This is a genomic window from Cellulophaga baltica (assembly GCF_900102165.1).
GTDB lineage: Bacteria > Bacteroidota > Bacteroidia > Flavobacteriales > Flavobacteriaceae > Cellulophaga > Cellulophaga baltica.
In genome coordinates this window covers 68,297-92,250 of the sequence record NZ_FNBD01000006.1, presented here as the reverse complement: position 1 = coordinate 92,250, position 23,954 = coordinate 68,297, and the positions used below count along the sequence as shown (strand labels likewise).

Below are 23,954 nucleotides of genomic sequence, written 5' to 3'. Positions count from 1 at the left end.
TATGACAACCAAAGCCGAAAGAACTACTATATACATTGTAGAGACTGTAGCGCCCATATTTAATAAATTAGGGTATGTTGGCACGAGTATGAGCGATCTAACCGAAGCAACGGGATTAACAAAGGGTGCGTTGTATGGCAATTTTGAAAATAAAGAAGCGCTAGCCATAGCCGCATTTGAATACAATAGCAAATTACTTCTTGATGCTATTGATGTACAGATCAATTCTGAAGGTACCGCTTTAGAAAAATTAGCTACCCTATTAGACTTTTACAGACATTATGATGAATTTACCTTACCTATGGGAGGTTGCCCTGTTTTAAATGTTGGAGTTGATGCTAAGCATAACAATAAACTATTGGCCGCTGCAGCTAAAGAAGTTGCTAAAACCATAGAGGGCAAAATAGCTTTGACTTTAGAAAACGGAATTAATGCTGCTGAAATTAAACTTCCTGTAACACCTCTTCAATTTGCTAAGCAATTATATACCATGATCCAAGGAGCCATTGCTATGGCTACTATTACTGGAGATAGAAAATATTTATTAAATACCATCACCTACCTTGAGTACCTAATTTCAAATGAAATTAAAAGGTAACTTATTTAAATGCTAGGCGTTTTATTTTATTTTTAATAGCATGTTTTTTGCGGTTTACTAATATCCCCACTGCAATAAGTACACCCATTCCGGCTAGAACAGCCCCCACAATACTCGCTGAAGTTATTCCGTACCCCATTGCAATTGGTAATCCTGCTAGGTAAGCTCCTGAAGCATTCCCCATATTAAAAGCACTCTGATTCATAGAAGAACCTAACATTTCAGATCCTTTAGAAGCATTAATAATAGCCATTTGAATCGGGGTAGCCACCGTAAAAGAAATAATACCAATAACAAAGGTAAGTACTAATATCGCTATGGGATTTTGAGCAACAACCGTATTGATAAGCAGCACTAAAGACATCATTCCTAAACTCAGAATTATAGCTTTCATAGGACTAAACTTTTCCGCCATTTTAGCTCCCACAAAATTTCCAACGACCATTCCTAAACCTGCTAATATCATAGCGTAACCCACCATACTTTCTGGATAACCAGAAACATCTGTGATTAATGGAGCTATATAACTGTACCATGCGAAAAAACCTCCTGTACCCACTGTAGTCAATAAAATAAGCACCCAAAGTTCTACTCTTTTAAAGACTTGTAAATCTTTTCGTAATCCTTCCGTAGAAGATTTAGGAAATGCAGGCATCCAAAAATATACACTTAACATCGCTAAAATTCCAATACATCCTACGAGCATAAAAGAAAGATTCCAACTAAAATGGTGTCCTAAATATGTTCCTAATGGAACACCTAAAACATTAGCAACCGTTAATCCTGAAAACATAATAGCCATAGCCTGAGCAGACTTTCCTTTTGGCACTAATTTCCCTGCGACTACGGCGCCTATACCAAAAAAAGCTCCATGAGGCAATCCTGATAAAAATCTAAAAACTAATAAGCTTGTATAATTTTCTGCGAAAGCAGATAATGTGTTAAATACGGTAAACCATAACATTAAGGCTAATAAAACTTTATGTGCAGACCATTTACTTCCCAAGCCTGTTAATATCGGAGCCCCTACTACTACACCTAAAGCATAGGCAGCTATAAAATGACCTGCTTGCGGAATTGTAATTTGTAATGCAGTGGCAACATCGGGTAAAATTCCCATAATTACAAACTCTGTCATTCCTATTCCAAAACCTCCAATAGCTAAGGCTAATAATGCTTTTTTATTTGATTTTATCGCATCCATACGCTTCTGCATTTTACTAATCAACAATATTTTTTAATTGTAATGAATAACAATTAAGCCAACAAAGGTAGAACCAATAAACAGCTTATTTCTATGTTTAATTACCATATTTATGTTAATTATTCACCTCGGGATAGCGCTCTATATTTTCCTTTTTCTACAATTCGGGGTGTAAATAGTACAACTCAGAATATCATTTTCTTTTATGTTTCGTGGTCTATTCATCTTTGCAGTATCAACCAAAAGACAGAACCATCATGAAAATTACAGTATTTACAATTCTATTACTTTTACACCTCAATGTCATAGCACAGAAAACCATTAATGGAAAAGTTATTGATTATCAAGGTATGCCTGTAATGGGCGCTAATGTTTATTTGGAAGGAACGTATGATGGTACAGCAACAAATGAAAGTGGTATATTTTCTTTTTTAACAGAAGAAAGTGGAATACAGACTTTGGTTATCTCCTCTATTTCTTATGAAACGTATACCAAATCTTCTGAAATAGCTACTTTTAAAAACTTTACGGTAAAACTCCGAGATGATGTAAACACTTTAGATGCGGTTACTGTAAATGCAGGATCTTTTAAAGCTGGTGACAACGCAAAAGTTACCGCCTTAAAGCCCTTAGATATTGTAACTACTGCAGGTGCACTTGGTGACGTCATGGGCGCTTTACAAACCCTGCCAGGAACCTCTACCGTTGCTGAAGATGGTCGGTTATTTGTTCGTGGTGGCGATGCCGAAGAAACTCAAATTTTCGTAGATGGTATGCGTGTATTTACCCCCTACGCCCCTTCTGCCAATAACATTCCTACTAGGGGGAGATTGTCTCCTTTCTTGTTTAAAGGGATTACATTTTCTACTGGTGGATATTCCGCAGAATATGGTCAAGCGCTATCTAGTGTTCTTTTGCTTAGCAGTATAGACGAACCCCTGGAAGAAAAAACAGAATTATCCCTAATGACGGTAGGTTTAGGAGTTGGCAATACCCAAAAATGGAAAGCTAATTCTTTGAGTATAAATGCTTCATATATGAATTTAGAACCATACCAGAAATTATTTCCCGGGAATAATATTTGGCATAAACCCATAGAAACTTTAGGAGGAGAAGCAGTATATCGATACAAATTTAAAAACGATGGTTTATTAAAAGTATATGGTGCTTTTAGTGCATTAAATTTTGATCTTACCCAAGTAGACATCAATGAACCCTTAGGGATTAGATTTGCAATAGAAAATAGAAACTTATATATCAACACCTCTTATAAAGATTTTTTAGCCAAAGATTGGAGTATTCTAACGGGTGTATCATTCTCCAATGATGAGTCTAAATTAAAATTTAGTGATGCTGATGTTACCGATGTTGAGCATTCGGCTCATTTTAAATTGGTTCTCAATAAATATTTTTCTAGCAGATACAAACTAAACTTTGGTGCAGAATACTTTATCACAAACTTTGAAGAAAACTATACAAGCGCTACGACAGAAAGCAATGACTACGGTTTTGACAATAACCTCTTGAGTAGTTTTATAGAAACAGATATTTTCTTTTCTAAGAATTTAGCCACCAAAATTGGTTTTAGAGGGGAGTATTCTCAATTATTAGAAGAATTTAATGTATCTCCTAGAATTTCCTTAGCCTATAAATCCGGAGCAAATGCACAATTTTCTTTGGCTTATGGTCAATTTTTCCAAAACCCAAAGAATGACTATCTGAAATTTGAGGCTGATTTATCAGCTGAAAACACAACGCATTTAATTGCCAATTATCAATATGTTAAAAATAAACAGATATTTAGAGCGGAGGTATATTACAAGGATTACAATAATCTCGTGAAATATGAAACGCCAGTAGCGCTTCCTACCTCTACCTATGCTAATACAGGTGGTGGTTTTGCTAAGGGGCTTGATATTTTTTGGCGGGATAACAACACCGTGAAAAATACGGAATACTGGGTATCCTATTCTTATTTAGATACCGAAAGGGATTATAAAAACTATCCAACTGCTGCAACCCCCAATTTTGCAGCTACACACAATGCCTCTTTGGTATTAAAGCATTGGGTAGAAAATTGGAAAAGTCAGATAGGGCTGAGTTATAATTTTGCTACTGGCCGCTCCTACACCAACCCTAATACAGATGCTTTTTTAGCAGAAAAAACTAAAAACTATACTGCTTTAAATGCCAATTGGGCCTATTTGATCAGTCCACAAAAAATACTTTACTTCTCGGTAAGCAATATTTTAGGCACCAAGAATATTAATGGATATCAATATGCTGAGCAAGCAAATAGTGGCGGAACATTTGATCGTAGAGCGCTAACGCCCAATACGGATAGCTTTTTCTTCGTTGGTTTATTTTGGACCATCAGTGACAACAAGAAAGACAATCAACTTAACAATCTTTAAAATCGACATTTGAATCGCCAAAAACAACAACTCGGTACCCTAAATTCTTTTAAGGCTAAGAATACCTTGATATTTGATTCACTTAAAAAATCTTTAAAAACCAATCGTATGAAAACTATTGTATTTGTATTCACCTTTATGCTCACCTTAAATCTAGCAGCACAGACCTCTTATGAAAAAGGGATGACCAAAGCTTTTCAGTTATGGTCAGAACAAAAAAACACAGAAGCATCACAGCTATTTGAACGAATTGCAACAGCAGAAAAAGAAAATTGGCTCCCCCCTTACTATTTAGCCACTGTTGAAATCGTGAGCAGTTTTGGTATTCAGGAAGAAGGTGTATTAACAGCCAAACTAACGCGCGCAAAAAAATATTTAGATCAGGCTGCTAGTTTATCTAAAGATAATCCGGAAATTATTATAAGCTACGCCCTATTAAATACCGCGTATATTGCATTTGACGGACAAAAATACGGCATGACATTGTCTCCAGAAAATACAGCTCTATTCACTAAGGCCCTAGAAATTGCTCCAGAAAATCCAAGGGTCGTATTGAGTAAAGCCGAATGGGATATGGGCTTTGCTAAGTTTTTCGGGAAATCTACACAAGCTTTTTGTGATGATATAACACGTGCTATAGAATTATTTACTAACGAAGAACAAACCATACAATTTTATCCCTATAGTGGAATAGAACGTGCAGAAGCAGTTCAAACGTCTTGTAAAAAAGAAACCTCTCCAGAATAAGGGAGAGGTTTCAAATTATATGGTGTGAGTATCAAATTATAAAATATAATCAGTACTTACAAAATTAGAAAGTTTAGCATCTAATAGTTGTTCTATAATCTCTGTATTCAAATCATTATCTTTAAAAGCAACGAAGGTTCTAATAGAGAAAGAACGTAATGCATCATGAACACTTAAAGTGGCCTGTGCGGAATCTTTTCTTCCTGTAAACGGGTACACATCTGGTCCACGTTGACAAGAGCTATTTAAATTTACACGGCATACTAAGTTTACTAACGTATCTATTAACGGGGCAAGCGCATATACATCTTTACCAAACAAGCTTACTTGTTGCCCGTAATTAGACTCTGCCATATCATCTAAAGGTTCCTCTATATCTTTAAAAGGAACAATAGGAATAACAGGTCCGAATTGCTCTTCTTGGTACACATTCATATCTTTAGTAACCGGATATAGCACTGCAGGCCAGATATAGTTATCTGCATGTTCGCCTCCTTTTTTATTTAAAATCTTTGCTCCTTTAACTAGGGCGTCATCAATTAAACCTTGAATATATGCGGGTTTTTCTGGCTCTGGTAACGGAGTTAATTTTGCGCCATCATCCCAAGGATTACCAAATTTTAGCTCATCGACACGCTTCGAGAATCGTTTGTTAAACTCTTCCGCAATATCTTCATGAACATAGACTACTTTCAATGCTGTACAACGCTGACCGTTGAAGGATAATGTACCAGCGATACATTCATCAATAGTCAAATCTAAATCGGCATCCGGAAGTACAATCGCCGGATTTTTCGCCTCTAAACCAAGTACCAAACGTAAACGATTACTTTTTGGATGTTGATTTTGCAAAGCATTTGCAGATTTACTATTTCCAATGAGTGCTAAAACATCTACTTTACCTGTTTGCATAATAGGTGCTGCTACCGCTCTACCTCTACCAAAAAGAATATTGATAACCCCTTTTGGAAAACAAGACTGAAAAGCTTCTAGTAAAGGGGTAATTAATAAAACACCATGCTTAGCCGGTTTAAAAATAGCCGTGTTCCCCATGATAATAGCAGGAATCAGCAAGGCAAAAGTTTCATTTAAAGGGTAGTTATAAGGCCCTAGACAAAGAACTACGCCTAAAGGTCCTCTCTTAATGTGCGCATAAACCCCATCATGTTTTTGGAATTTAGCTGCATTACGGTCTAATTCTTTATAATCCTCAATGGTATCATAGATGTATTCAACGGTTCTATCAAATTCTTTTTGAGAATCTGGCAATGACTTTCCAATCTCCCACATTAATAATTTTACGACTTCTTCGCGCTTCGTTTCCATTTTCTTAACGAAAGCTTCCATACAATCAATACGATCTTTAACATGCATGGTTGGCCAGACTCCTTGACCTCTACCGTATGCCTTTGTAGCTGCACCTAAAGCATCCATAGCTTCTGGTTCTCCCATATCGGGAATAGAACCCAATAAGGTTGGTTTATAGTCTTCCGTAGATGATATGGTAGAAAATACTTGTGTGCTATTTCCGTCCCACGTTTTTAACTCACCATCTATTAAATATTTCTTTTGCTCTATTATTTCTTTGATCTGAAATTCCTCTGGAATTGTAGTTTTCATTTTTGTCATTTTGTACGTGCTTAAGTATAAAGTTACTTAATATGTCGATAATACTTCAAATAATTACCCTTGTAATTGCTAAGAATCGCATAATCTTAACATAAAAAAATAATATGATAGTTATCAAACGTTTTCGAAAGGAAATGGAAAATCCAATCTTCTATCATTCGTTCTAAAAAAATGGATTATACCAAGTATTGAAATAGATCTGGTTTATCATTTAAATAATCTCCAAAGAAATTATTGTCTTTCATTCGTGCAATCAAAGGCTGTAGATCTGTTGCGTTTTTAAGTTCAATCCCCACCACAGCAGGGGCGTTCTCCTTGCTCGATTTTTTAGAATATTCAAAATGTGTAATATCATCTGTAGGACCTAAAATATCTACTACAAATTCTTTTAAAGCTCCAGGACGCTGCGGAAAGCGTACGATAAAATAATGTTTTAAATTTCTATATAATAAGGCACGTTCTTTTATTTCTGCTGTTCTTGTAATGTCATTATTACTTCCACTAACAATGCACACTACATTCTTACCTTTTATTTCTTCTTTATAAAAATCTAATGCCGCTAGGGTTAATGCACCTGCGGGCTCTACGACAATGGCATCACGATTGTACAAGTCTAATATGGTTTGGCAAACTTTACCTTCGGGCACAGTTATCACCTTGTTCAAGTATTTTTTACAGATTTCAAAGGTTAAATTGCCCACTTTCTGTACTGCAGCACCATCTACAAATTTATCAATATGTGCTAATTCTGTATTCATGCCATTTTCAATAGACGTTTTCATAGAAGCCGCACCTTCTGGTTCTACACCTATAATTTTAGTGTTCGGGGATAATTGCTGAAATACGCCACACAATCCAGAAGCTAATCCGCCACCTCCAATAGCAACAAATACATAATCTATGGGTGCCGCTGTTTGATGAATAATTTCTAAGGCTACCGTTCCTTGCCCTTCTATGGTCTTAGGATCATCAAAAGGATGAACAAAAACTTTTTGGTGCTCTTCACAAAACTGAAGAGCTGCTTTAGAAGAATCGTCAAAAGTATCTCCTTTTAAAACAATAGTAACCCAATCTCCACCAAACATTTCTGTTTGTTCTACTTTTTGCCTTGGTGTAACAGAAGGCATGTAAATTGTGCCTTTAATTCCTAAATGATTACACGCAAAAGCAACGCCTTGCGCATGATTCCCTGCGCTAGCACAAACTACCCCTTTGTTTCTTTCGTCAGCACTTAAACTGAAAATCTTATTAAACGCTCCTCTAATTTTATATGATCGTACGCGGTGTAAGTCTTCTCGTTTTAAGAGAATACTTGCATCATATTCTTTAGAGTATCGGATACTTTCTTGTAAAGGCGTATTATCGGGTACCACTTGTTTTATGGTTGTAGCGGCTGTATATATGTCTTCTATTTTTGGAAAATATTTCATAGCGTAAATGTAAAAAACCTGTCAGGTTTAAAAAAACTTGACAGGTTTGATATTAAAGGTATAGAAAATTTATACGATAGGTTTCATTGCTGTCATTGAAGCTCTTAATCTAGCTCCAACAATTTCTACTGGATGCTCTCTTAACGCTTTATTTACTTCAATTAATTTAGCATTGTCAACGCCATTACCTTTTCCTTCACCGAAATTTTTACCAATCACGTCAGTATCAATCTTAGTCATGAAGTCTTTTAATAAAGGCTTACAAGCATGATCAAATAAATAACAACCGTATTCTGCAGTATCAGAAATTACACGATTCATTTCAAATAATTTTTTACGCGCAATCGTGTTCGCTATTAATGGCGTTTCATGTAATGACTCATAATATGCAGATTCGGCAATAATACCTGAATCTGTCATTGCTTCAAAAGCAAGCTCTACTCCTGCTCTAACCATTGCCACCATTAAAACCCCATGGTCATAAAATTCTTGCTCAGAAATTTTATCGCTTCCTGCTGGTGTTTTTTCGAAGGCAGTTTCTCCCGTTGCTGCTCTCCAAGTTAATAAGTTCTTATCATCATTCGCCCAGTCTTCCATCATTGTTTTAGAAAACTCACCTTGAATAATATCATCCATATGTTTTTGGAATAATGGACGCATAATCTCTTTTAATTCTTCTGAAAGTTCAAAAGCTTTAATTTTAGCAGGATTAGATAAACGATCCATCATATGTGTAATTCCACCATATTTAAGACCTTCTGTAACAGTTTCCCATCCGTATTGAATAAGTTTAGACGCATACCCAGCATCCAATCCTTTTTCTATCATTTTATCAAAACATAGAATTGATCCTGTTTGTAACAAACCACAAAGAATAGTTTGCTCTCCCATTAAATCAGATTTTACTTCTGCAACAAAAGAAGATTCTAAAACACCTGCTTTATCACCACCCGTAGCTACAGCATATGCTTTTGCTTCTGCTAAACCTTTTCCTTCTGGGTCATTCTCTGGGTGAACCGCAATTAAGGTTGGTACACCAAAGCCTCTTTTATATTCTTCGCGAACTTCAGATCCTGGAGATTTTGGCGCTACCATAATAACCGTTAAATCTTTACGAACTTGCATTCCTTCTTCTACAATATTAAAACCGTGAGAATATGATAAAGTAGCTCCTTTTTTCATTAAAGGCATTACCGTTTCTACGACATTCGTATGTTGCTTATCTGGTGTTAAATTTATCACCAAATCTGCAATTGGAATTAATTCTTGATACGTACCAACTGTAAATCCGTTTTCCTTAGCGTTTTTGTACGATTGTCTTTGCTCTTTTATAGCAGCATCACGCAGTGCATAAGAAAGGTCTAAACCAGAATCACGCATGTTTAAACCTTGGTTTAAACCTTGTGCTCCACATCCTACGATTACAATTTTTTTACCTTTTAAAGCTTCTACACCATCAGAAAATTCAGTTGTATCCATGAATCTACATTTCCCTAATTGGGTCAATTGTTCTCTTAGTGATAGTGTATTGAAATAATTTGCCATTTTATAAACTCGTTTATTTAAAATTGATTTATTGTTGTTTCTTAAATTGTGATAATAAGGCAGAAATAGGCATTTCTGCCTTAGTTACTGCTATTCTTCCTGAACGTACAAATTGCATAATTCCGAAAGGTTTTAATTGTGTATACATATCGTCTACCTCATGTTTTCTTCCTGTTTTAGCCAGAACAAAGAAATCTCTAGATACCGTAACGATTGTTGCATTACAATCTTTAATAATATTCTGTATTTGACGTTCATCAAATAATAGACTTGATGCTATTTTAAAAAGCACGGACTCTTGATAGATGGTATCATCATCTAAGTGATAAAATGCTTTTATAACTTCTATCTGTTTTTCAATCTGCCCTACAATCTTGCGAGCTACTTCATCTTCTGTAAAAACAACTACCGTAAATTTAGAGACGTTTTCAATTTCTGATTTAGAAACATTTAAACTCTCAATATTAATATGTCGCTTCAAGAATATTCCTGAAATTCTGTTTAATAATCCAATATTATTTTCAGAATAGATTGATATTGTAAACCACTTTTTTTCCATCCTTTTACCCTAATTCCCTAGTTAAATTTAAAAGGGATATTTATATATTAATTACTTCTAACGGCTACTAATACTCCTGTAGACCAATTTAATGTTGTTATTTTAAAATCTTCTCTAGCCTTTAAATAGGCTAATAAATTGAGCACATGATTTTCATGACCTACTGGCCAATTTTCCTGTTTAGACATATCATCAATTACATAAAACCCACCTACAGTTACTAGATTTAATGCTTCTTCTATTTCGCTATATTTTCCAGGCCAAGCATCGGCAAAAATCAAATCGAATTTCGCTCCGCTGTAGTTCTTTAGCCAAACTGATCCATCTTCGCAGATAAGTGTTACCCTTTTATCCTCTCCAAAAAATTCTGTTGAAATTTGGATTAATTCAGGATTATTATCTACGGAAATTAAAATAGAATTAGCATCCATTCCTTCAATCATCCATGAAAGAGACAATCCTATACCGGTACCCAATTCTAAAAATCTAGAATTTGGCTTAGAAGCAATTAAGGTTTGTAGTAAGGACCCTATGTGTAAATCCGAGGGCATACTAAAGTCTATTTCCTTAGATTTAGCTTCTATTCTAGCATGAATTTTAGGTAGATTATTGAATGGCGTATCTATCATCTTATTTTAATCTGATATCTGAAACGGAAGCCCCTGTTGGTATCATAGGGAATACATTATCTTCTTTTTCTACTTTAACTTCTAAGAAATAAGGTTCTTTTGAAGCTATCATTTCTTGAATTGTAGCTTTTAAATCTTTTCTTTCGCTAATTCGTTTTGCTTCAATATGATATCCTTCTGCTATTTTCACAAAATCAGGATTCACCATTACGGTAGAGGCATATCTTTTTTCAAAGAATAATTCTTGCCATTGGCGGACCATCCCTAAATGATCATTATTTAATACAACAATTTTTACAGGTATTTTATGCTGAAATATTACCCCTAATTCTTGTATGGTCATTTGATATCCACCATCCCCAATTATAGCAACAACTTCACGTTCCATGGCTCCTTGCTTTGCTCCTATTGCTGCGGGTAATGCAAAGCCCATAGTTCCTAGCCCTCCTGAAGTTACATTACTTTTAGTTTGGTTAAATTTTGCATACCTACACGCAATCATTTGGTGTTGTCCTACATCTGTAACTATAATAGCGCTATTTTTTGAAGCTATATTGATCTCTTCAATAACTTCACCCATTGTTAAACCTTCTTTGGTAGGCTTAATATCATTCTTAATGACTTCGTTATACTCTATCTCGTATCTTTTCTTAAACTCATTATGCCAAGCTTCATGTTTATTTGCTTTTATCATTGGCAATAATAATTGTAAGGTCTCCTTAGAATTTCCTAACACTGCAACTTCAGAAATAACATTCTTATTTATCTCTGCAGGATCAATTTCAAAGTGAATTACTTTTGCTTGTTTAGCATAGGTTTCTAAGTTTCCTGTAACACGATCGTCAAAACGCATTCCAATAGCCACCAATAAATCACATTCATTGGTTAAAACATTTGGTCCGTAATTACCATGCATCCCTACCATACCTACATTTAATGGATGTTCAGTATCCATTGCAGACAATCCTAAAATGGTCCAAGCAGCAGGGATTCCTGCTTTCTCTACCAATTCTTTCAATTCTGCTTCTGCCCGACCAAGAATTACCCCTTGACCAAAAACAATCATTGGTTTCTTAGCTTCGTTGATTAACCGTGCCGCCTCTGTAATTGCATTCATATTCGGCTTAGGAACAGGCACATAACTACGTACGCCTGTACATTTCTCATAACTAAAGTCGAATGTTTCAAACTGCGCATCTTTCGTAATATCTACCAGGACAGGTCCTGGACGACCCGATTTAGCGATATAAAACGCCTTCGCCATTATCTCTGGAATTTCTGATGCTTTTGTTATCTGATAATTCCATTTAGTCACTGGAGTAGAAATTCCAACAATATCAGTTTCTTGGAAAGCATCTGATCCTAATAAGTGACTCCCTACTTGACCTGTAATACAAACCAATGGTGTAGAATCTATCTGTGCATCTGCTAATCCTGTTACCAAATTTGTTGCTCCTGGACCAGATGTTGCAATAGCAACACCAACTCTACCAGAGACTCTAGCATACCCTTGAGCAGCATGCGTAGCTCCTTGCTCGTGACGCGTTAATATATGTGTAAGTTTATCTTGAAATTTATATAATTCGTCATAAACAGGCATTATGGCACCACCTGGGTAACCATAAATTAAATCAACACCCTCAGCTAACAAACAATGTATAATTGCCTCTGCTCCGCTAATTTTTGTAGCAGTCTTCATATTTGTCGATTTTGATTTCTCTTTAACTGTATTTGTATTCATCCGCTGTACTTTTAGATTTCCGTCTTACAGGAAATAATAAATAGCTTTTTTAAAATTCATCCGTAACACACCCTTGCGCTGCAGAAGATACTGAGCGTGCGTATTTGTATAAAACACCTTTTTTAAACTTTAGTTCTGGAGCAACCCATGATTCTTTACGTTTTGCCAGTTCTTCATCAGAAACTTCAACATTAATGGCATTTGTTTCTGCATCGATAGTAATAATATCGCCATCCTGTACAAGCGCTATAGTACCACCATCTTGCGCTTCTGGAGAAATGTGCCCTACAACGAACCCATGTGTACCACCTGAAAAACGACCATCTGTGATTAAAGCTACTTCCTTACCTAAACCTGCACCCATAATGGCTGCGGTTGGTTTAAGCATTTCTGGCATACCAGGACCACCTTTAGGACCTTCATAACGGATAACAACAACATCTCCTTTTTTAACTTTACCATCGCGAATACCATCATTGGCATCATATTCACTATTAAAAACTTTTGCTGTTCCTTTAAATAACAATCCTTCTTTACCTGTTATTTTTGCTACTGAACCATTTTCAGCTAAATTTCCATAAAGCATACGTAGATGCCCAGTTGCTTTTATTGGATTATCTAAAGGACGAATAACATCTTGACCTTCCTGTAAATCTGGAACATCTGCTAAATTTTCGGCAAGCGTTTTTCCTGTTACAGTTAAACAATCTCCGTGTAATAAACCATTCTTTAATAAATACTTTAATACTGCTGGAATACCACCAATACGGTGTACATCTTCCATTAAATATTTACCACTAGGTTTTAAATCTGCAATAAATGGTGTAGTATCACTAATATGCTGAAAATCTTTTAGAGTAAAATCAATATCTGCAGCTCTTGCAATAGCTAAAAAGTGAAGTACAGCATTTGTAGACCCCCCCATGATGGTGACCAAACGAATAGCATTTTCTAATGACTTACGAGTTACGATATCTAAAGGTTTAATATCATGCTCTAGCAAGTAAAACATTTTTTTACCAGCCTCAATACATTCCGCTTCTTTATCCTTGCTGATTGCTGGGTTAGAAGAATTGAAAGGTAAAGACATCCCTAATGCTTCAATAGCAGAAGCCATAGTATTAGCGGTATACATACCACCACAAGCACCAGCACCAGGAATAGATTTTTTAATGATACACTGAAAATCATCTTCTTTCATTGTACCAGCAACTTTCTCGCCCCATGCTTCAAAAGCAGAAACGATATCTAACTTTCTATCATTATGACAACCAGAAGCTATCGTACCACCGTATACTAAAATTGATGGACGATTCAAACGAATCATGGCCATCAAAGCACCAGGCATATTTTTATCACAACCTACCACAGTTACCAAGCCGTCATAAGACATTCCTTGCACCACTGTCTCCATAGAATCGGCAATAATATCTCTTGACGGTAGTGAAAAACGCATTCCTGGAGTCCCCATAGAAATACCATCACTAACACCAATCGTATTAAAAATTAGTCCTACAGATGCATTTGAATTTACACCCGCTTTTACTAATTTGGCCAAATCATTCAAGTGCATATTACAAGGATTACCCTCATAACCGGTACTTGCCACACCAATTATTGGTTTTTCAAAATCTTCATCTTTAAAACCAATACCGTACAACATTGCTTGTGCTGCTGGTTGTGTAGGATCTTGAGTTACGTTTTTACTGTATTTATTTAATTCCATTAAACTATGTGCTTGTATATTTTTATTCCTTTGAGTATTCTCTACTGAATCAAAGATAAATGATTATAATTCCTTAGTTTTTTAACAAATCTTATTGGTTCAAAGTCAATTTTATCATTATATCTATAAATTATTGTTTATCAAGTATTTATATTTGTATTTTCTCCCATATTCAATACAATAAAGTTATTTTTAAAGCATAATTATTTCTATTAATTCCATAAAAAAAAGCCTATATCATTTATATAGATACAGGCTTTTTAAAACAACAAAAGACTATATCATTCTTTAAGAAGAATAATAATGACGTAAATGTTGTTTTTAATTTCTAACATGTAGTAAATGTAAAGAAAATTGCAGAAATTCAACCTTATAAATCCGTAATTTTGATAAATGCAACAATTATTAGAAAATCAACGAGAATTTTTTAAATCGCAACAAACAAAACCGGTTTCTTTTAGGAAGAACTACCTGAAAAAATTAGCAGCGGCTATCACTTCTTATGAAGATGAGATTTGTGACGCTATTTATTTGGATTTTAAAAAACCAAAATTTGAAACAATTCTTACGGAAACACAGTTTGTATTGGCTGAATTGCATACGGCTATTAAAAAACTAAATTCTTGGGCTGCTCCTAAATCGGTCCGTAGTTCTTGGGCTAATTGGCCTTCGTCTGATTATATCTACAAGGAGCCCTACGGAACTGTTCTTATTATTGCGCCTTGGAATTACCCGTTTCAGCTAGCGCTTGCACCATTAATTGGCGCAGTCGCAGCGGGAAATACAGCGGTTATTAAGCCTTCTGAAATTACTCCTAATACGTCCGAAATTTTAGTAAAGATTATCAACGAAGTATTTCCTAAAAACTATGTTACGGTAGTAGAAGGTGGCGTGGAAGTTTCCCAAAATTTATTAGCTCAAAAATGGGATTATATTTTCTTTACAGGAAGTTCTCACGTAGGGAAAATAGTTTATGAAAGCGCCGCGAAATACCTTACTCCTGTCACACTAGAATTGGGTGGTAAAAATCCCGCCATAGTTGATGAAACTGCAAATATTGAAGTTGCTGCTCGAAGAATTGCTTGGGGTAAATTTTTAAATGCAGGCCAAACTTGTATTGCTACAGATTATATTTTGGCACATACCTCTGTTAAAGAAAAATTAGTACAAGAACTCATCAAAAGCATCAACCAATTTTATGGTAGTCCTATAGAATCTTCTTCTGATTTTGCACGGACGGTAAGCAACAAACATTTCGGAAACTTATTAGCACTTCTAGAAGGAGAAAAAATTATTTTTGGTGGTGAAAACAATCCTCAAGATAATTACTTGGCTCCTACCTTAGTAGATGAGCCAAAAATGGATAGTAAAATAATGCAAGGAGAAATCTTTGGCCCTATATTACCTATAATAACCTATGAGACCCTAGAAGATATTGATGATTATATTTCGAAGTATGAAAAGCCTTTAGCGACCTATGTTTTTAGCGCAAACAAAGCCTTTCAAGATACCATAATGAGCACCTATAGTTTTGGTGGTGGCGCTATTAATGATACCGTTATTCATATCGCTAATAAAAATCTTCCTTTTGGTGGTGTTGGCGCAAGTGGAATTGGCGTATATCATGGCAAAACCTCTTTTGATACCTTTTCACATTCAAAGGCTATCCTCAAAAAAGGAACATGGTTAGATATTCCATTACGTTATCCACCTTATAAGTTATCTTTAGATTTTGCTAAAAAATTAAAAAAGATGTTTTAATTACATCAATTTAAACGAAAGCGTATCTCCCGCTTTTTTTTGTGCTAAGATAGAAATTCCTTTATCCGTAAGTTGAAGTATTCTTGGATACCCCCCCGTAGTTTGGCCATCTTTCATCAAAATGATTAGCTTACCAGCGGGTGTAAATTGTATGGTTCCAGGCAAAGTTGCGGAAGTAAGCATTGAAACAGCATGACCCGTAATAGTTTCATTAAGTTGATATGCCATTCTATTATTTTCATTAGCGATAGTAAATTCTTGCGAAAAGAGCATTTCTAATTGCTTATCATCTAACAGTTCAAATTCTGGCCCTTTAGCCACATGAAGAATTTCTTCATCTAAAATTGAATCTACTTTCAATCCAGTTATTTTAGGCTCAAAAAGAGCTGTATGTATATAAGGAACCTCATATTTATCTTTTAGCAATGCTTTTGGGGTTATATTCCCATAATAAGACCTACTTCCTAAGACTAGTGAAGACTGGAATCCTTTTTTGATGGCTAAATAGGCTCTAAAGCCTTTTTTTAGGCGACCATATGATAAGATATCTCCAGCATTAACTTTAAGTACTTTATAATTACTAACCGGTTCATTATTTAGTGTTATGGATAATTCTGCACCGCCCAAAGCAATATAGGTAGCTTCTTCAAACTCTAAAGTAGGACCTGTCATCGTTATTTCTAACACGGCTGCATCCCTTTCATTTTCTAAAAGCATATTTAGTTTGTAAACCGTCTCCGTATCCATTATACCAGACACAGGAACACCTTTGTCTCTAAAACCAAAACGACCTGTATCTTGAATGGTAGTAAAAAAGCCAGATTTTAATACTTTAAGCATCGATTTTAATTTTTTCAAATTGATAAATTCCTACCTCTGATTCAATTTTATGCAAATCATATTCTGCCATAGAAATGGAATAAAACTGAACTTTATCTCCTACTTTTACTAAACATGGATTTTCATTTTTAGGATTAAAAATAGGCACAGAACAATTGCCAATAATATTCCACCCTCCAGGAGATTCTTGCGGATAAACTCCCGTTTGTTTCCCTGCTAAACCAACAGATCCTTTGAGTACTTTTGGTCTTGGGGAATTTCTTCGCGGAATTTCCAATAAGCTAGGTAAACCTCCTAAATACATAAACCCTGGTAAAAACCCTATTCCGTAAACCGTATAAGGGTTTTCCGTATGTAATGCTATAATTTCTGCCTGTGTTTTTTGTAGTTTTTCTGATATCTCAATTAAATCTAAAGCAAATTCGCTTTCATAACACACGGGCAATCGCCATAAAAATTTTTGTTCTAATGTTATCGCCTTCTTTTCAGAATACCAGTGTTCTAACTGTATCTTGAAAGTATCAAACTGGATAATATCATTACGCAAAACCAGCGTAAGAGAATTGTAGGCAGGAATAAGTTCCCAAAGTCCTTCATGCAAGCATTCTTTCTTTAGATGTGCACTAAAAAATAAAATATCGTTTAAAATACGATCATTAACCTCTTGAGGCCATTCAATTAATACGGCATGAACTCCGAAGGGGCGGATTGATATAGGGAAATTTTTCACGGGTTGATTTGAATGTTATACTTTGGTAATTCATTATGAAGATACATTAAAATTTTCAATGCTGAAACAGTATCTCCATGGATACAAAAAGTATCTGAAAGGCTGTTAATTAAGGTACCGTTCAATGTTTTAATTTTATGCTCCTTTAAGATAAATAGTAGGTGTTCTAATACTTTTTCGGGCTTTTCAATTAGTGCATTATCTTGATGTCTTGAAACTAAACTCCCATCACTATTATAATTTCTATCTAAAAAAGTTTCATAAGCAACTTTAATACCCTTTTTCAAAGCCTCCTGGGCTATGATTGAATTATAGGGTACATATACTATTATGGAATCGGAAAATGGCGCAATGGCTTCGAGATACGCTTGGGCTAAATCAATATGTACCGCACTATCATTATATAGCGCTCCATGTGCTTTAATATGATGCACTGTGGCGTTCTCTTCTTTCGCTATAGAAAAAAAAAGCTGTAATTGCTTTTGAAGGACCTCAATTAAACTTTCTTTAGAAAGAATCATAGTCTTTCTTCCAAAATTCTCCTTATCAGGATAAGAAGGGTGCGCTCCTATTAAAACAGCATTACTTTTTGCTATTCTTATAACCTGACGAATGCTATTCTCATCGCCAGCATGACCCCCGCAGGCTATATTACACGAAGAAATTAATGGCACTAATACTTCCTCATTCCCTACTCCTTCTCCAACATCGCTATTAATATCTATCTTCATACTAAGTTTCTTAATATCCAAAAACTTTTAGGATGCTTTTTACCCCAAGTATTAAGGTGAGTGTAACGATTGCTATTCCTAGTATGTTTTGAAATAGACTATTTCTATGGGCTCCTAATACATCCTTTCTATTCACTACCCATAATAGAAAAACGGCAATTACGGGTAACAATATTCCGTTTGCTATTTGGGCAAATTTTATTATTTCAATGGGCTTTATCCCTAGCAACAGAAAGGATAAACCTACTACTATAATTGCCATCCAAACAAATTTAAATCGTTTATCCTGCAATCCTGCTTTCCATCCAAAAACACTATTAACCACATAAGCCGCAGCTAGAGGTGCTGTAATTGCCGATGTTATCCCCGCCGCAAAAAGGCCAATACCCATAAAATATTTAGCCGCGCTACCAAATAAAGGTTCTAAACCTTTGGCTAAATCCATCACACTAGAAATAGTGCTATTAGCTATACTAGTTGCAGCAATCATAATTCCCATCGATACCACACCGCCCAAAGCAATAGCGACAATAGTATCTCTTCTTGCTAGTTTTAGATCACTTTTAGATTTCCATTTTTCACTCACTAAAGAAGCATGCAAAAACAAGTTATAAGGTACTACTGTGGTACCTACTAAAGCTATAATACTAAGAATACTATCTTGAGGAATAGAAGGAACAAATAGCCCTTTAGCTATAGCCACAACATCTGGCTTTGTAATGATTGCGGTAACTAAAAAAGACAAACTCATGATAATCACTAAGGAAACAAGCGCTTTCTCTAGGGTTTTATAGTTACCAAAATAGAGTAAAATAAAAGCTATTCCGCCTATTATTAAGGCATATATTTTGGTGTTTGCTTCGCCAAAAATTGCTTCCAATCCTAATGTTGCACCACCAATATTACCGCCTTCATAAGCTGCATTGCCAATAACAATGGCAGAAATAATGATCCCTAGTACCAAATTCCTAATCCAGGGTATCTTAAGCTCTGATTTGATAACATCCGCTAGTCCGCGCTGCGTTATAATCCCTAAACGCGCAGCCATTTCTTGAAGAACAAACGTCGCAATTATCGAGAGTAACATTGCCCAAAGCAATGCATAACCAAAACTGGCGCCTGCTAATGTGCAAGCCGTTACAGTTCCAGGTCCAATAAAAGCTGCTGCCACTAAAACTCCTGGACCTATTTTTTTAAACATAACTATTTGGTCTGGTTTAAGGCATAGAGCGCAAAACTACCCAGCCAATGTGTTCCGCTATAATTGCCATCTACAATAGTAGGCAGGGAATGTTCTATATGTTTTGTTGCGATGTTTTTTAAATGTGCATACTCTGGTAAACTTTCCGAAATACCATACAAGCACCAAGCGCGACTAAAATTGAGTCCGTCTAAATGCACCAATTTACCATCAGTTCTATCGGACACTAAGCCTGGTTCTAATTTAAATTCTGGATCCGTGAGTTCTGGTAAAAAAGTATCAAACCAAATCTTAAATTCATCTTCTGCATACACTTTACGCATTAAATTAGCTTCTTCTAAGCAAGGCGATAAAAAATCAAAGCCACTAGGCTCCCAATTTAAGGGACATTCACTATCATCTGCATAAAAGCGAATGGCTGTTTCTTTAATGGTTTTCTTAAGCACTTCATTATCCATGGTGTTCGCATAATCATAGGCTAAGGAAAGTCCGAAGGCTGTATTAGTATGTTCTCCTACACGTATAGGATAATTTAGTTTAGGAAGAAATTCAGTATAAGAATCTATAATAAGGAGAGTTAATGGTTGTAAGTTTTTTTCCAAATCACGTGCCAGAGGGTCATTCCAAGTATGCAACTCTTCCGCTAATTTCAAAATCCACGCCCAGCCATAAGTACGCTCATAAGAACTATTTCCTTCCATTTTAAAATATGCAATTTCTGCTGCTATATTCGCTTCGGAAATATTAGAAATTAATTTCTCTCGGATAATATTTGCTTGATGTAGGCTAGGAAACTGTTTTAGTAAAGAGACTAGAGACCAGTGCCCATGTACAGAAGAGTGCCAATCGTAACAACCATAAAATGCAGGGTGTAATGTTTTAGGTGACTGAAGGTGGGTTGAATCTGATAGTGATTGATTCAGTTTATTTGGATATACTACTTGTAAACATTCTAAAGGAAGATTAGCTAATCTATTGGCTTCTTTAAAACTCAACTCTGGAAGCGCTAATGTTGTGGCTGCAGCTGTTATTGGTTTAGGCGCATCTTTACATGATATTACAAGAAGAAGCGTAGCGATAAGAATTTGTAATTTTTGGATCATTGAAGTACTATTTTCAATTTTAATTTGATGGAAAGTAAATATAGAGACTTAAAATCAGAATTAGTAAAATCGGCCTATAAAAATATCGTTGAATGGTAATAGATAGTGTTGTTCGTCTAAAAATGTGTCATACGTCTAAAACTTGAATTGTTTATATACTATTTGAAAAAAGTAACTGTTATAATAATCCCGAATACCTATTAACCTACTTAAATCAATGAACTGTTTAGAATGTAATAAAGAACTTAGTTATATAGACCATAAAAATTCTTTTGACATTTACGGAGTGGAACTTTGTAAACAACATAAAGGACGTATGGATAAATTGGTGAATACCAAAAAAACTCCTACGGAAGCTATTAAACTATACTACGGCTTAAAAGAAATTGGAATATCCTCCATGTTAGAATGGTGGGATGGTAAGAAATCTGTGGATTTAGCTATTTCGCGTGTAAAACTCAACATCGAAGTAGATACAGAGTACAATACCATTACCCACGAACAAGCGATAATGGATTTAGAAGAGGCGATGCATTCTTTTAAAAATGGATTCACCACGATTAGAATACCCGATGTCGTCATAAAATATTACCTCAAAGAAACGGTAAAAAATATAGAAGGAATTGTTGAAGGTCTTAAAGTAAACATTAAAACATTATAGTTGATGGTTTAAAGGTATGCGGTACAGTAATTCATAATTTCTATTTCGCCTAAGTTATTTTGTTTTTAAACCTTCAACAGATTATTGAAAAATACTACAAAAAGCAAGTACATTTATATCCCATGTACTTGCTTTTTGTATATATACTATTTTGACATTAAATAATCACTTCAATCCTAATCGTTCAATAAATGACTATGTAAGCCTATAAATAGTGTATAGGCCATAGCAAAAGATCATCCATGGACGCCACTACGTTAGAAAAAATTATTAAACGTACATTTTATTCCAATGGTATGCCTTTCGTCAAAATATCCGTACCTAAGTATTTATCATCTTTATTGTAATACCACGCTCTAACTTTTGGCATTTTAATAGTCCCAACATTTTCCAAGTCACTTAAAAGGATGTATTCCCCATCATTTTTAGACTCATCATGAAAGAATTGATATAGCTCCATAGCATAGCTCGTAGGATCAAAATAGAAATACCAAACATCCTTACCTACACTTTCGTCATAGGTAACTTTTAGAACTAGATATTCTTTACCCTTAAATGTTTTAGTCTGTACTTTAGGATCTAGATTTGTTCCTTTATCTTTTAATTTCATTGGAAGACCATACAAATAGAGGTAATAGTTCTTCACGAAATTGGCACGCTCACAGCTCAACCGATGTGTCTTCAAAGCTTCCTCTGATATGCTTGTAGTTCCGTTTAAGTTAAGTGTGCACTCTTCTTTATCTAAGGTTTGTTTAATGATAGTACCCTCTGTTTTGGAAGTGATTTCAAAGTGTTCTTTTGGTAAATCAATTTCTACTTCACTATGCCTTTCCTTACCGTCTGGGTAGTTCATGGTAATAAATAGTTTTCCTTGAAAAACACTCCAAAGCTTGTCTGGGTCATGATAAGCAATTGCTTTATCTAACAATTCTGGAGCCGTAAGATTTTGTGCATTAGAGATTTGCATTCCTAGGAAGAATACGAGTACCATAAAATATTTAGTCATTTCTTATTTTATAGGTAAAAGATAAATTAAAATATTGGTATAAGATTGATTACCGCTACGAATAGCTATAGTGAAGTTTTAAATTGACACTTTACTATTTCAATCTACGCTATCATTCACTATTCTAAACATATTACTATCCCAACCAACCTTCTCTATCTAAACTACGGTATTGTATGGCCTCAGCTATATGTGTTCCTGTAACCGCTTCTGCAGCATCTAAATCCGCGATGGTTCTTGCTACTTTAAGAATTCTATCATAAGCTCTCGCAGATAGGTTAAGGCGTTCCATAGCATTTTTCAACAATTCTTTTGAAGCGTCATCCATTTTACAATATTTCCGGATATGCTTGGTATTCATTTGTGCATTGTAATGCACGTTTTCCATTTCTTCAAAACGCAGGGTTTGCAATTCTCGAGCCGCAGTTACTCGCTTTCTTATTTCTACACTCCCCTCTCCTTTTCGTTCTTCCGATAATTTATCAAAGGGCACAGGTGTTACTTCTATATGAATATCAATACGATCTAAAAGTGGTCCAGATATTTTACTTAAATAGCGCTGCATTTCTGCTGGGGAAGAGGTTACAGGTGCATCTGGATCATTAAAATAACCTCCGGGACTAGGATTCATACTTGCCACCAACATAAAACTACTCGGATAGGTAACGGTAAATCGCGCTCTAGAAATGGTCACTTCTCTATCTTCTAAAGGCTGACGCATTACTTCTAAAACGCCACGTTTAAATTCAGGCAACTCATCTAAAAATAAGACCCCATTATGCGACAAGGATATTTCTCCTGGCTGCGGATATGCTCCTCCTCCCACAAGTGCGACATCTGAAATAGTATGATGAGGACTTCTAAAGGGACGCTGATTCATTAATCCCATGTTCTTTATTTTACCGACAACACTATGTATTTTTGTGGTTTCTAGCGCTTCATGCAAGGTCATTGGAGGTAAAATAGACGGTAAACGTTTTGCTAACATGGTTTTACCAGCTCCTGGTGGACCTATTAGAATAATATTATGTCCGCCTGCAGCGGCAATTTCCATGCACCGCTTAATACTTTCTTGTCCCTTTACATCAGAAAAATCAAATTCAGGAAAATCTAAAGATTTATAGAACTCTTTTCGTGTATCTATTATAGTCTGTTCTAAGGGAGTACCTATATCAAAGTATTCTATAACTTCTTTGATATTTTCCACACCGTAAACTTCTAGATCATTGACGATAGCAGCTTCTCTAGCATTTTCTTTGGGAAGAATAAAGCCTTTATACCCTTCTTCCTTTGCTTTAATAGCAATGGGTAAAGCTCCTTTTATAGGTTGCAAACTACCATCCAGAGAAATTTCTCCCATGATGATATATTTTTCTATATTTTCTGACTTAATTTGTCCCGATGCCGTTAAAATCCCTAGAGCTAAGGTAAGATCATACGCAGATCCCTCTTTTCGCAAATCTGCGGGAGCCATATTAATAGTGAGTTTTTTTCCTGGTATTTTATACCCATTATTCTGTAACGCAGCAGCAATTCTATAATTACTTTCTTTAATAGCATTATCGGGTAACCCAACTAGATGATATCCTATTCCTTTATCTACATTGACTTCTACTGTAATAGTTGTAGCCTCTACACCAAAAACAGCACTACCGTAAACCTTTGTAAGCATTTAGATTATTTTCCTTAAAAATAGGAA

The 23,954-nt window shown here is 35.3% G+C and carries 20 protein-coding genes; 5 read left to right on the top strand and 15 right to left on the bottom strand.

The features are described 5' to 3' along the window. Position 1: 1 nt before the first annotated feature. A complete protein-coding gene (locus tag BLQ19_RS11580; RefSeq protein WP_074538450.1) occupies positions 2–598 on the top strand; it encodes a TetR/AcrR family transcriptional regulator in 597 nt (198 codons plus the stop codon). Between the two features lies 1 nt (position 599). Here BLQ19_RS11580 and BLQ19_RS11575 read toward each other — a convergent pair whose 3' ends face one another. Then, a complete protein-coding gene (locus BLQ19_RS11575) occupies positions 600–1,802 on the bottom strand; it encodes an MFS transporter (RefSeq protein ID WP_024480815.1) in 1,203 nt (400 codons plus the stop codon). A 257-nt stretch (positions 1,803–2,059) separates the two neighbouring features. Between BLQ19_RS11575 and BLQ19_RS11570 the strand changes: the two genes are divergently transcribed. Together BLQ19_RS11570 and BLQ19_RS11565 are read left to right on the top strand one after the other, a co-directional pair. Then, positions 2,060–4,216: a TonB-dependent receptor gene (locus BLQ19_RS11570; protein ID WP_074538449.1), complete on the top strand. Its 2,157-nt coding sequence runs from the start codon at positions 2,060–2,062 to the stop codon at positions 4,214–4,216. A 108-nt stretch (positions 4,217–4,324) separates the two neighbouring features. Continuing rightward, complete coding sequence (locus BLQ19_RS11565) at positions 4,325–4,963, top strand: tetratricopeptide repeat protein (RefSeq protein WP_074538581.1); 639 nt, start codon at positions 4,325–4,327, stop codon at positions 4,961–4,963. Positions 4,964–4,999: 36 nt separating this feature from the next. Here BLQ19_RS11565 and BLQ19_RS11560 read toward each other — a convergent pair whose 3' ends face one another. The 7 genes from BLQ19_RS11560 to ilvD all read right to left on the bottom strand — a co-directional run bounded on the left by BLQ19_RS11560 (position 5,000) and on the right by ilvD (position 14,222). Continuing rightward, the gene (locus BLQ19_RS11560) at positions 5,000–6,583 is read right to left on the bottom strand and encodes an NADP-dependent glyceraldehyde-3-phosphate dehydrogenase (protein ID WP_074538580.1); all 1,584 of its coding nucleotides are present in this window, start codon (positions 6,581–6,583) and stop codon (positions 5,000–5,002) included. A 185-nt stretch (positions 6,584–6,768) separates the two neighbouring features. Then, positions 6,769–8,022: a threonine ammonia-lyase IlvA gene (gene ilvA / locus BLQ19_RS11555; RefSeq protein WP_074538448.1), complete on the bottom strand. Its 1,254-nt coding sequence runs from the start codon at positions 8,020–8,022 to the stop codon at positions 6,769–6,771. A 69-nt stretch (positions 8,023–8,091) separates the two neighbouring features. Next, positions 8,092–9,567 (bottom strand): ketol-acid reductoisomerase, encoded by a 1,476-nt coding sequence (gene ilvC, locus BLQ19_RS11550; protein ID WP_074538447.1) that lies wholly within the window; start codon positions 9,565–9,567, stop codon positions 8,092–8,094. A 28-nt stretch (positions 9,568–9,595) separates the two neighbouring features. Next, positions 9,596–10,126, bottom strand: a complete 531-nt coding sequence (gene ilvN, locus BLQ19_RS11545; protein WP_024480809.1) for an acetolactate synthase small subunit — start codon at positions 10,124–10,126, stop codon at positions 9,596–9,598. A 47-nt stretch (positions 10,127–10,173) separates the two neighbouring features. After that, the gene (locus tag BLQ19_RS11540; protein WP_074538446.1) at positions 10,174–10,755 is read right to left on the bottom strand and encodes an O-methyltransferase; all 582 of its coding nucleotides are present in this window, start codon (positions 10,753–10,755) and stop codon (positions 10,174–10,176) included. Position 10,756: 1 nt separating this feature from the next. Continuing rightward, the gene (gene ilvB, locus BLQ19_RS11535) at positions 10,757–12,496 is read right to left on the bottom strand and encodes a biosynthetic-type acetolactate synthase large subunit (protein WP_074538445.1); all 1,740 of its coding nucleotides are present in this window, start codon (positions 12,494–12,496) and stop codon (positions 10,757–10,759) included. Between the two features lie 49 nt (positions 12,497–12,545). Next, a complete protein-coding gene (gene ilvD, locus BLQ19_RS11530; protein ID WP_074538444.1) occupies positions 12,546–14,222 on the bottom strand; it encodes a dihydroxy-acid dehydratase in 1,677 nt (558 codons plus the stop codon). A gap of 393 nt (positions 14,223–14,615) precedes the next feature. On the opposite strand from ilvD, the gene BLQ19_RS11525 reads away from it, so the two are divergent. Continuing rightward, positions 14,616–15,983, top strand: coding sequence for an aldehyde dehydrogenase (locus BLQ19_RS11525; RefSeq protein ID WP_074538443.1), 1,368 nt, complete (start codon positions 14,616–14,618; stop codon positions 15,981–15,983). Here BLQ19_RS11525 and BLQ19_RS11520 read toward each other — a convergent pair whose 3' ends face one another. From BLQ19_RS11520 to BLQ19_RS11500, 5 genes are read right to left on the bottom strand one after another with little or no spacing between them, the layout of a single operon-like run. Continuing rightward, entirely contained in the window at positions 15,984–16,823 is an 840-nt protein-coding gene (locus BLQ19_RS11520) for a 5-oxoprolinase subunit C family protein (protein WP_025615155.1), read from the bottom strand. Then, the gene (pxpB, locus tag BLQ19_RS11515) at positions 16,816–17,553 is read right to left on the bottom strand and encodes a 5-oxoprolinase subunit PxpB (RefSeq protein WP_074538442.1); all 738 of its coding nucleotides are present in this window, start codon (positions 17,551–17,553) and stop codon (positions 16,816–16,818) included. Before pxpB ends, BLQ19_RS11520 begins: the two co-directional genes overlap by 8 nt. After that, the gene (gene pxpA, locus BLQ19_RS11510) at positions 17,550–18,284 is read right to left on the bottom strand and encodes a 5-oxoprolinase subunit PxpA (protein ID WP_024480802.1); all 735 of its coding nucleotides are present in this window, start codon (positions 18,282–18,284) and stop codon (positions 17,550–17,552) included. The genes pxpB and pxpA overlap by 4 nt, the downstream gene beginning before the upstream one ends. Before the next feature lie 10 nt (positions 18,285–18,294). Beyond that, positions 18,295–19,485, bottom strand: a complete 1,191-nt coding sequence (locus BLQ19_RS11505) for an Nramp family divalent metal transporter (RefSeq protein ID WP_074538441.1) — start codon at positions 19,483–19,485, stop codon at positions 18,295–18,297. 2 nt (positions 19,486–19,487) lie between these two features. Beyond that, positions 19,488–20,588, bottom strand: a complete 1,101-nt coding sequence (locus tag BLQ19_RS11500) for a DUF2891 domain-containing protein (RefSeq protein ID WP_074538440.1) — start codon at positions 20,586–20,588, stop codon at positions 19,488–19,490. Positions 20,589–20,805: 217 nt separating this feature from the next. On the opposite strand from BLQ19_RS11500, the gene BLQ19_RS11495 reads away from it, so the two are divergent. Beyond that, positions 20,806–21,249, top strand: coding sequence for a hypothetical protein (locus BLQ19_RS11495; RefSeq protein WP_074538439.1), 444 nt, complete (start codon positions 20,806–20,808; stop codon positions 21,247–21,249). A 283-nt stretch (positions 21,250–21,532) separates the two neighbouring features. On the opposite strand, the gene BLQ19_RS11490 is transcribed toward BLQ19_RS11495, so the two are convergent. Beyond that, a complete protein-coding gene (locus BLQ19_RS11490; protein WP_074538438.1) occupies positions 21,533–22,255 on the bottom strand; it encodes a DUF6503 family protein in 723 nt (240 codons plus the stop codon). A 136-nt stretch (positions 22,256–22,391) separates the two neighbouring features. Further along, positions 22,392–23,927, bottom strand: coding sequence for a YifB family Mg chelatase-like AAA ATPase (locus BLQ19_RS11485; RefSeq protein WP_025615148.1), 1,536 nt, complete (start codon positions 23,925–23,927; stop codon positions 22,392–22,394). Positions 23,928–23,954: the final 27 nt, after the last annotated feature.